Annotated in this window: 9 protein-coding genes; 7 read left to right on the top strand and 2 right to left on the bottom strand. The window is 57.5% G+C overall.

The annotated features are described in order from the left end of the window. Both ACTG4M_RS12155 and choX read right to left on the bottom strand, forming a co-directional pair. A partial coding sequence (locus tag ACTG4M_RS12155) for an ABC transporter permease subunit (RefSeq protein ID WP_439123926.1) occupies window positions 1-559 on the bottom strand: 559 nt, incomplete at its 3' end. Between the two features lie 54 nt (window positions 560-613). Beyond that, a complete protein-coding gene (choX, locus tag ACTG4M_RS12150; protein WP_439123930.1) occupies window positions 614-1,528 on the bottom strand; it encodes a choline ABC transporter substrate-binding protein in 915 nt (304 codons plus the stop codon). 122 nt (window positions 1,529-1,650) lie between these two features. Here choX and betI point away from each other — a divergent pair, with 122 nt between their 5' ends. The 7 genes from betI to ACTG4M_RS12115 all read left to right on the top strand — a co-directional run bounded on the left by betI (window position 1,651) and on the right by ACTG4M_RS12115 (window position 9,912). After that, window positions 1,651-2,232: a choline-binding transcriptional repressor BetI gene (gene betI, locus ACTG4M_RS12145; protein WP_439123929.1), complete on the top strand. Its 582-nt coding sequence runs from the start codon at window positions 1,651-1,653 to the stop codon at window positions 2,230-2,232. Continuing rightward, window positions 2,229-3,686, top strand: coding sequence for a betaine-aldehyde dehydrogenase (gene betB / locus ACTG4M_RS12140; protein WP_439123925.1), 1,458 nt, complete (start codon window positions 2,229-2,231; stop codon window positions 3,684-3,686). Before betI ends, betB begins: the two co-directional genes overlap by 4 nt. A gap of 9 nt (window positions 3,687-3,695) precedes the next feature. After that, entirely contained in the window at window positions 3,696-5,354 is a 1,659-nt protein-coding gene (gene betA / locus ACTG4M_RS12135; RefSeq protein ID WP_439123924.1) for a choline dehydrogenase, read from the top strand. 296 nt (window positions 5,355-5,650) lie between these two features. Further along, window positions 5,651-6,274 (top strand): paraquat-inducible protein A, encoded by a 624-nt coding sequence (locus ACTG4M_RS12130; RefSeq protein ID WP_439123923.1) that lies wholly within the window; start codon window positions 5,651-5,653, stop codon window positions 6,272-6,274. Continuing rightward, complete coding sequence (locus ACTG4M_RS12125; RefSeq protein WP_439123928.1) at window positions 6,241-6,873, top strand: paraquat-inducible protein A; 633 nt, start codon at window positions 6,241-6,243, stop codon at window positions 6,871-6,873. Before ACTG4M_RS12130 ends, ACTG4M_RS12125 begins: the two co-directional genes overlap by 34 nt. Beyond that, window positions 6,870-9,323, top strand: coding sequence for an MlaD family protein (locus ACTG4M_RS12120; protein ID WP_439123922.1), 2,454 nt, complete (start codon window positions 6,870-6,872; stop codon window positions 9,321-9,323). The genes ACTG4M_RS12125 and ACTG4M_RS12120 overlap by 4 nt, the downstream gene beginning before the upstream one ends. A 16-nt stretch (window positions 9,324-9,339) precedes the next feature. Beyond that, window positions 9,340-9,912, top strand: a complete 573-nt coding sequence (locus ACTG4M_RS12115) for a PqiC family protein (protein ID WP_439123921.1) — start codon at window positions 9,340-9,342, stop codon at window positions 9,910-9,912. The last annotated feature ends 2 nt before the right edge of the window (window positions 9,913-9,914 follow it).

Raw genomic sequence — 9,914 nt, 5'->3', positions numbered from 1 at the left:
CGATCAGGGGGGTGGGGGTCGAACTAACACCCAAGTGGGTCAATCGAATAGGCGCAGGCAATACAAAGATCACTGTTGCGATCAGGCCCGGGACCATGCCGATGCCGAAAAACACAATCGCTGGAATAAGATAAACAAAGGTTGGCAAAGTTTGCATGAGGTCCAGAACGGGACGCATCCACGCATAAAGCCGGGGTCGGTGAGCGACTGCAATACCGATCGGCACACCAACGCCCATACAGACCACGCAGGCGGACAGAACCAATGTCAGGCTCTCGGTTGTTTCCTCCCAATAACCCTGATTGATGATGAACAAAAAACCAATGGCCACGAACAGCGCGACCTTCCAGCTACGTTGCAGATAGTAGGTCAGGGCGACGAACAGGCCGATAATCACCATAGGGTGCGGCGTTTGCAGCAGCCACAAAAAGCCGTCGATCATGGCTTCGAGTGCGTCTGACAGAGCATCGAAAAAGAACGATCCGTTGCTTTCAAGCCAGTCAAAGGCCGTCCCGGCGATTTTCCCAACCGGGATCTTGTTGTCCGTCAGCCAGTCCATGCAAAATTCCTGTGACGCTTAAGGAAAGGGCGGCTCAAGGCCGCCCTGATCTGGTTACTGAAGCGCGGATTTCATTGCCGCGACGGCATCGCCACCATCTTTTGTCGTCACGCCGTCAAGCCACCCCATGTAGGCGTCGGGGTTTGCCTGAAGCCATGTCGTGGCCGCATCCCGCGCCTCTTCCCCGTCATTGAGGATGGCGCCCATGATCTCGTTTTCCATCGCCAGCGTGAATTCGAGGTTGTTCAGCAACGCGCCCACATTCGGGCAGGACTCTGCAAACCCGGCGCTGGTGTTGGTAAAGACAGTCGCACCGCCAAGGTTGGGGCCAAACCAATCGTCACCCCCTTCAAGGTAGGTCATCTCGAAGTTCGCGTTCATCGGGTGCGGCTCCCAACCTAGGAAAACCACCGGTTCGCCCCGATCATCCGCGCGGGCCACTTGCGCCAGCATTCCCTGCTCCGAGCTTTCGACAACTTCGAACCCTTCAAGTCCGAACGCATCGGCTTCGATCATATCCATGATCAGACGGTTGCCGTCGTTGCCCGGTTCGATGCCATAGATCTCACCGTCCAAAGCATCGCTTTGCGCGGCAATTGCAGCAAAGCTGGTGATCCCAAGGTCTGCACCGGCTTTGTTGGTCGCCAAGGTATATTTCGCGCCTTCCAGGTTGGCGCGCACAGTGTCGACAGTTCCGGCCTCGCGATAGGGGGCGATGTCAGCCTCCATTGTCGGCATCCAGTTACCAAGGAATACATCGACATCGCCTTCGGCCAGCGCGGTATAGGTCACTGGTACGGACAGAACTTTGATGTCGGTGTCATAGCCAAGCGCATCGAGAACGACTGTCGTTGCGGCCGTTGTTGCGGTGATGTCGGTCCAGCCCACATCGGAAAAAACGACCGTGTCGCAATCGGCGGCTGCGGCACTGGCGGCACAGATAGCCAGTACGGAGAGTGAAGATTTCATCATGTGTTTTGGTCTCCCTGAAAAGAGGTCAGTTTTTTGTTGATTGACGAGTCAATTAAAAACGCCATACGGTCCGGACGTCAAACCCTTAGTTTTTGAGGTCGAACGTGCCGAAGCTCGGAATGGAGCCTATACGCCGCGAGGCATTGGTGAAAGCAACGATTGCCGAGATCGGGCAGGCGGGGTCATTGGACGTGACCGTGGCCCAGATTGCGCGGCGTGCAGGCATGTCTTCGGCGCTGGCGCATCATTACTTTGGTGGCAAGGACCAGATTTTCCTTGCCGCGATGCGCCATACGCTCAGCCTCTATGGGGCCGAAGTGCGGGGGGCTTTGATCATGGCGCAAGGCCCGCGCGCCCGGACCGAGGCGATTATTCGCGCAGGCTTTACAAGCTCGAACTTCCGGCGCGAAGTGGTTGCTGCGTGGTTGAATTTCTACGTCTTGGCTCAGTCTGACGATAATGCGCGACGGCTTTTGGCGGTGTATCAACGCCGGTTGCATTCAAACCTCGTTTATAACCTGCGCCCTCTGATTGGCCCACGTGCCGGCGAAGCCGCACTGCGTCTCGCCGGTTTGATAGACGGTCTGTATCTGCGCGAGGCGTTGAGCAAAGACGTGCCTTCGGGGGATGACGCCACCCGTCAGGTTTTGACCGCGCTTTCCCATGAAATCACCCAAGCGGACAGGGAGCCCATTGCATGAGCTACGACACACAGCCCAAAGCCAGCCATTTTATCGACGGCGCCTATGTCGAAGACACGAGCGGTGTGCCGATTCCCGTGATCTATCCTGCCACCGGTAAACAGATCGCAACAGTCTATGCCGCCACCCCAGCCATAGTCGATCGGGCTCTGGCGTCTGCCCACCGCGCGCAAAAGCAATGGGCGGCGATGTCAGGTACCGAACGCGGTCGCATTTTGCGCCGGGCTGCGGACCTGATGCGCGACCGCAATCACGATCTGTCGGTGTTGGAGACTTACGACACTGGCAAGCCGTATCAAGAGACCATTGCTGTTGATGCGACTAGCGGAGCCGACGCGCTGGAGTATTTTGGCGGCTTGGCGGGCAGTCTGACAGGCGAACATATCCAGCTTGGCGAAGACTGGGTCTACACGCGCCGCGAACCGCTTGGCGTGTGCGTTGGGATCGGTGCGTGGAACTATCCGACGCAGATTGCCTGCTGGAAGGGCGCGCCTGCACTGGCTTGCGGCAATGCTATGGTGTTCAAACCATCCGAAACCACGCCGCTATGCGCGCTCAAGGTTGCCGAAATCCTGTATGAGGCGGGTTTGCCAGCCGGGATTTACAATGTGGTTCAGGGGCTCGGCGAGGTTGGCGCATCACTGGTCACTGACCCGCGTGTGGCCAAAGTCTCGCTGACCGGGTCTGTCCCGACTGGCAAAAAGGTATACGCCGCTGCCGCAGCACAGATGAAACATGTCACGATGGAGTTGGGAGGTAAATCGCCCCTGATCATCTTTGACGATTCCGATCTCGAAAATGCGGTTGGCGGTGCAATTCTGGGTAATTTCTACTCCTCTGGGCAGGTGTGCTCGAACGGGACACGGGTATTTGTACAGAAGGGGATTAAGGAAGCGTTTCTAACGCGACTGAAAGAGCGTCTTTCGAACGCGGTGATTGGCGATCCGATGGACGAGGCGACAAGCTTTGGTCCGATGGTGAGTGACAAACAGATGAAAATCGTCCTCGATTATATCGAAAAAGGCGAAACTGAAGGGGCGCGTTTGATCACTGGGGGCAAACGTTTGGACCGTGAGGGGTTCTATCTGCAACCGACTGTTTTTGCGGATGTAAAAGACGACATGACAATCGCCCGCGAAGAAATTTTCGGCCCAGTCATGGCTGTGCTGGATTTTGAGACCGAAGAAGAGGCGATCATTCGCGCGAATGCGACCGAATTTGGTCTTTCGGCAGGGGTCTTCACCAGCAACCTGTCGCGCGGGCACCGGGTGATTGCGCAGCTTGAGGCGGGGTCGTGTTTCATCAATTCCTATAATGATGCGCCGGTCGAAGCGCCGTTTGGGGGCACCAAAATGTCTGGTGTTGGGCGCGAAAACTCGAAGGCTGCGATCAACCATTACAGCGAAGTGAAATCCGTCTACGTCCGAATGGGTGACGTTGAGGCTCCGTTCTAAGGCTCTGATATGAATGCTGATTACGTTATAGTCGGCGCGGGCTCTGCGGGCTGCGCGATGGCTTACCGTTTGTCCGAAGCCGGGAAATCGGTGATCGTCATCGAACATGGCGGCTCCGATGCCGGGCCGTTCATTCAAATGCCTGGTGCGCTGAGTTTCCCGATGAACATGAAGCGCTACGATTGGGGCTATCGCAGCGAACCCGAACCTCATTTGAACAATCGCCGTCTGGCTTGTCCGCGTGGCAAGGTGATTGGCGGGTCGTCGTCGATCAACGGCATGATATATGTGCGTGGCCATGCACGGGACTATGACCATTGGCGTGATCAGGGTGCGGTGGGCTGGGGATATGCGGATGTTCTTCCCTATTTCCAACGGCTTGAGAATTGGCATTCAGGTGGGCATGGCGGTGATGCCGATTGGCGTGGAAAAGATGGTCCGCTGCATATTACGCGAGGCGCGCGCGAAAACCCGCTGACCCGCGCTTTTGTCGAGGCGGGGGCGCAGGCGGGCTATGGGATAACTGGTGACTACAATGGCCATCGGCAGGAAGGGGTTGGCCCTTTTGACATGACGGTTTGGCAGGGCGAGCGCTGGTCTGCGGCCAAGGCATATCTGCGGCCTGCGCTGAAACGTGAAAACTGCCGCCTTGTCAAAGGCTTTGCACGCAAGGTTGTGATCGAGGACGGGCGCGCGACGGGTGTCGAGATTGAGCAAACTGGTCAGATCAGGGTCATCCACGCCAATGCTGAGGTGATACTTGCAGCATCGGCTATCAACTCACCGAAATTGCTGATGCTTTCGGGTATCGGCCCAGCCCAGCACTTGTCGGAACACGGCATTGACGTGATCGCAGACCGGGCCGGTGTAGGCCAAAACTTGCAGGACCATCTTGAGGTCTATGTGCAGGCGGCAGCAAGCCAGCCTGTCAGCCTTTTCAAGTATTGGAACCTGCTTGGCAAAGCCTATGTTGGGGCACGCTGGCTGTTGACTAAAACTGGACCGGGAGCATCTAACCAGTTTGAAAGTGCTGGATTTATCCGATCAAAAGCCGGAGTAGATTACCCGGATCTGCAAATCCATTTTCTGCCCATTGCAGTTCGGTATGACGGGCAGACCGCTGCTGAAGGACATGGGTTCCAAGCCCATGTCGGACCGATGCGATCACCGTCACGGGGTGAAATCACGTTAAGGTCGAATGACCCGAAGGATGATCCCCGGATATTGTTTAACTATATGAGCCGTGAAGAAGATTGGGCCGATTTCCGCAAGGGTATCCGTTTGGTGCGAGATATTTTTGCGCAAGATGCGTTCAGGCCTTTCTACAAGCATGAGATTCAGCCGGGTGACGAAGCGCAAAGCGATGAAAGGCTTGATGACTTCATCCGCGAGCATGCCGAGAGCGCCTATCATCCTTGTGGGACCTGCAAGATGGGTGCAAGGGATGATCTTATGGCTGTTGTTGACCCGGAAACACGCGTGATCGGTGTGGAAAATCTGAGGGTTGCGGACAGTTCGATCTTTCCTCGGATCACCAATGGCAACCTCAACGGCCCGTCCATTCTTGTTGGGGAAAAGGCGTCTGATCACATCCTTGGCAAAACACCGTTGCCTTTGGACAATCGCGCACCTTGGGTCCATCCCGATTGGCAGACCAAGCAGCGTTGAAGTGTGGGGCTTTGCCGTACACGCGCAGACCGCGATCGTGATGCCAACGGCAAGGTTGGTGAAGCCGCCTGTCATGACAAATCCAAAAAAAGCCGTGCATGGTGGGCGCGCGCCAGGCCGACGACGCGTTTCTTGGTCTGCGAGTTTGCCGTTCACGAGACGCCGTAGAGGCGAAGAAATACAAGCCGCTTAATATTTGTTCATGGTTTGCCTCTTAGGCGGGAACGGAACAGGCACTGTTGCGTTCTTAGGTCAAGTTCCTGTCACCTTATCCAAGGATGGCGTATCACACGCGTATGACCGACTCGATGTCCGACATGATCGCCTGCCCGAAATGCGACGCACTTCACCGTGTGCCGCATGTGCAACCGGGTGCGCAGGCGAGATGCGTGCGTTGCGGGACGGTTTTGATGGCCCCGCGCGAAGGGGCTATGACACGGATCGTGATGCTTTCGGCCACTGGACTGATCCTAATGGTGGCGGCGGTGTTCTTTCCATTTCTTGAACTCAGCACGCATGGCTTAGGGCGCAAAAGCTCGGTCTTCGATGCGATCTTGGCGTTTTCTGACGGTTTGATGCTGCCGCTGTCTTTTGCTGTGGCCGCGTTGATCGTGGTGTTGCCCATCACAAGGTTCATCGCACTGATTTACGTCTTTGCGCCCATGGCGTTGGGCTGGAAACCCGCATCGCGGGCCAGAGCAGTGTTCAGAATGGCAGAAACCATTCGGCCTTGGGCAATGGCCGAGATCTTTATCATTGGTGTCGCAGTCGCTCTGGTGAAAGTTGCGGGTCTGGCTCAGGTGACATTGGGCCCGGCGTTCTGGGCGTTTGTAGGGTTGGTGATCATTACAGTTCTTAAGGATAATTTCATGTGTCGGGTGACCGTATGGCAAACGCTGAACGCGCGCAGCCCATCCTGACCGCCCGCGCAGCTGGCTTGGTGGGGTGTGCCGAATGCGGCCACGTCCACCAGCGCGGCACTGCGACCTGTTCGGTCTGTGGAAGCAGGTTGACCAGCCGTGACATGTCCAGCGTTCAGCGGGTATGGGCGTGGCTTTTTGCGGGCCTCGTCGTGTACATCCCGGCCAATGTTTATCCGATGCTGCGCACCACAACCTTTGGCAACACGCAGGAAAGCACAATCGTTGGTGGTGTGTTCGATCTGATCGATCATGGATCATACGGTGTTGCGCTGATTGTTTTCGTGGCCTCGGTGATCATCCCGGTCAGCAAGTTTATCGCAATCGCCTATCTGGCGTTGCGGGTGCAACGTGGAAAACCTGGAACATCGACCCATTTCCATCTCTATGAATTTGTTGAGTTCATTGGACGTTGGTCGATGATCGACGTATTTGTCGTCGCGATCCTGTCAGCCCTTGTGCAGCTCAATTTCGTGGCGTCGATCAATCCCGGTATTGCCGCCGTCAGCTTTGCGCTTTCGGTTGCATTCACCATGATTTCGGCCAATAGCTTCGACCCCAGACTGATCTGGGACGCGCCTGAAGGAAAACCGGTTTGAGTGATCCGACCCCTGCTGACATGAACGTGACCCCGCCCAAGAAATCATTCTTGCGCAACCTGTCCTTTGTCTGGCTGGTGCCGTTGCTGGCGCTGGGCGTGTCTTTGGGCATCGCATGGCAAAGCTTTGCGGATCGGGGCGAATTGATCGAAGTGTCGTTCGAAAACGCTTCGGGTGTTGTCGCCGGGGAAACGACGCTGCGCTACCGTGAGGTTGTGGTTGGCACGGTGGAGGAGGTGCGCTTTTCTGCAGGTCTGGACAAGGTGCTTGTCTACGTGCGGGTCGACAATGACGTGGCTCCGTTCATCGATGCGGACGCAGCGTTCTGGGTTGTACGCCCCGAAGTTTCGGCACGCGGGATCAGCGGTTTGTCGACCGTCCTGTCGGGCGTCTATATCGAGGGCGCGTGGGATAATGTTCCGGGGCCATTGGCGCAGGCGTTCGTGGGATCGGATTCACCTCCACTGAACCAGCCAGGGCGTCCCGGGCGGCGGATCACGCTGGCAACGGATGATGGCACGACAATCTCATACGGGTCGCCGGTGCTGTACCGAGGCGTCGAAGTAGGCCGTCTCGAGACACCGCGCCTGTCGGCAGATGGCCGGTCGGTATTGGTTGATGCATTTATTGACGCGCCACATGATGCACGCCTTACCCAAGCCACGCGGTTCTGGGACACATCCGGGTTCGAGCTGTCTTTCGGCGCGTCAGGCTTTTCGGTTGATTTTGACAGTCTTGCCTCGTTGGTGACTGGCGGCGTCGAATTTGACGATGTCTACGAGGATGGTGAAGCGCTGCCCGCAAACTATGTGTTTACGCTCTACGAGGGTGAAGAAGACGCCCGGCGCAACACACTGGTGCGCGGTCCATCTCAGGGCGTGCCCTTTGCGATCCAGTTTTCCGAGTCGGTGAGTGGCCTTGAGGCGGGTGATGACGTCACCTATCAAGGCCTTGAGGTTGGGGTGGTCACCGAATTGCGATCCCGCGTTGTCGAGACCCAGTTCGGACCAGAGCTTTCGCTTTTGGTGAACGTGTCGATTGACCCGCAGCGCATGGGTCTCCCCGCGGAAACAACACCCGAGGAAACAGTCGAGTTTTTCCGTTTTGCGGTCGAAACCGGAATGCGTGCGCGGTTGGCGACAGAAAGTCTGCTGAGCAGTGACTTACGGATTGAACTTGTGGTGCTGAATGATGCGCCCTCCGCCCGTTTGTCCGAACCGGATGGAGAAGCGCCGCGCCTGCCAAGCATTGAATCCAACCTTTCAGATTTCACCGCCACTGCGGAAGGTGTGCTTGAACGGATCAATGCGCTGCCCATCGAAGAGGTGATGCAGCAGGCGATCAGCCTCATGAATGCAGTCGAGCAGCTTGCCCGCAACGACGACCTGCAGCGCGTGCCCGGCTCGGCTGTCGCTCTGTTGGATGACACACGGGCCTTGGTTGGCAGCGAGGCGATCCAGTCCATTCCGGCGCAGATCGAAGCTGCGGTGAACGACTTGACCCAGCTTGTGGCCGAAGTTCGCGAAGGTGGGGCAGTCGAGTCGCTCAACAATGCGCTGGCCAGCTTGGACGAGGCGATGGTCGGGATCAACGAAGCGTCGAAATCTGCCCCGGCTTTGACCCAGAACCTGACAAAGCTCACAGAAGAAGACATTCCGGCAGTTTTGGCCGAGTTGCAGGGTGTCGCGCAGACCGCGCAAGAGTTGCAGTTGGACGACTTGGTGGCGAGCGCGACGCAGACGTTAAACACCATCGACGCTCTAATCGCGCAAGAGGCGGTGCAAGGCATCCCGGCAGCCGTGACAGCGGCGATTGCAGATGTGCGGCAGGTCGTGGCCGATGTGCAGGCTGAAGGCGCGGTGCAAGCACTGGGATCGTCGCTGCGCAATCTGGATCGCGCCATGGCGGACATCAGCGTTGCGTCACAGGACGCGCCCGCGCTTACTGCCAACCTCCGCGAAATCACAGAGACTGACATTCCGGCGCTTCTGGCAGAGCTTGAGGGAGTCGCTACCACGGCAAATGAATTGCAATTGCAGGCGCTGGTCGATAGCGCAACGGGCACGCTGACCCGTGTCGATGCGCTCATTGGGTCGCAGGAAACGCTGGAGCTGCCGGGTACGATTAACGACGCGCTGACTGAGATGCGATTGGCCCTGACAGAACTGCGCGAGGGCGGAGTGGTTGAAAACCTGAACGCCACGCTGCAATCAGCCTCCGACGCGGCCGGATCGGTGGCAGAGTCGGTGGAAGACTTGCCGCAATTGACCGCACGTTTGGAACGGCTCGTGGCCGAGACGGAAACGGTGGTTCAATCCTATGGCGACCGGTCGGATTTCAATACGCAGACTCTTTCGGCGCTGCGCGAGGTGCAGAATGCGGCGCGGGCGATTTCGGACCTTGCGCGCGAGATTGAACGCAGCCCAAATTCGCTGATTTTCGGACGCTGAGGAAGGACGTATAAGAATGACCGTATTGAACTGGCGCAGCGTTGCATTCGTGATGGCACTGCCTTTGGCCGCCTGCAGTTCTGGCGATACCGCCAGGTATCTGATCGATGCGCCAGCAGCATCCGGCGCGGAAACGCGGGTTTCGGTGCGCAGTGTCGAATTGCGCGATGTGTCCTTGCCCAGCCATGCGTCTGGTACATCAATCCTTGTCCGCGAAACGGATGGTGCCTTGCGCCCCTTGGGCGATGCCGAATGGGCTGACGATCCGGAACGTGCCGTCACTGGGACGCTTGCACAAATGCTCGATGATCGCAGCACAGCAACCGTGTCGGCAGAGCCGTGGCCGCTCTTGGATGGCCCATCGGCGCGATTGGATGTGAGGATCGACAAGATGCTCGCCAATGCGAACGGCGTGTTCGAAATCACCGGTCAAGCTGCCGTAAGTGCCGTCGATGGCCGCCCCCGCGAACGGGTCGAGCGGTTTGCCATTGTGGTGCCCATCACAGAAATCACCGCGGCTGCGGTGACCGAAGCGCAGGGCCGTGCGCTTGTTGCGCTTTCGGATGAATTGATTGGGCTCTTACGCTGACC

This window comes from Marivita sp., assembly GCF_965656765.1.
Taxonomy (GTDB): Bacteria; Pseudomonadota; Alphaproteobacteria; order Rhodobacterales; family Rhodobacteraceae; genus Marivita.
Note: the sequence above shows the minus strand (reverse complement) of the source record. Positions and strands in the feature narration are given on the sequence as shown.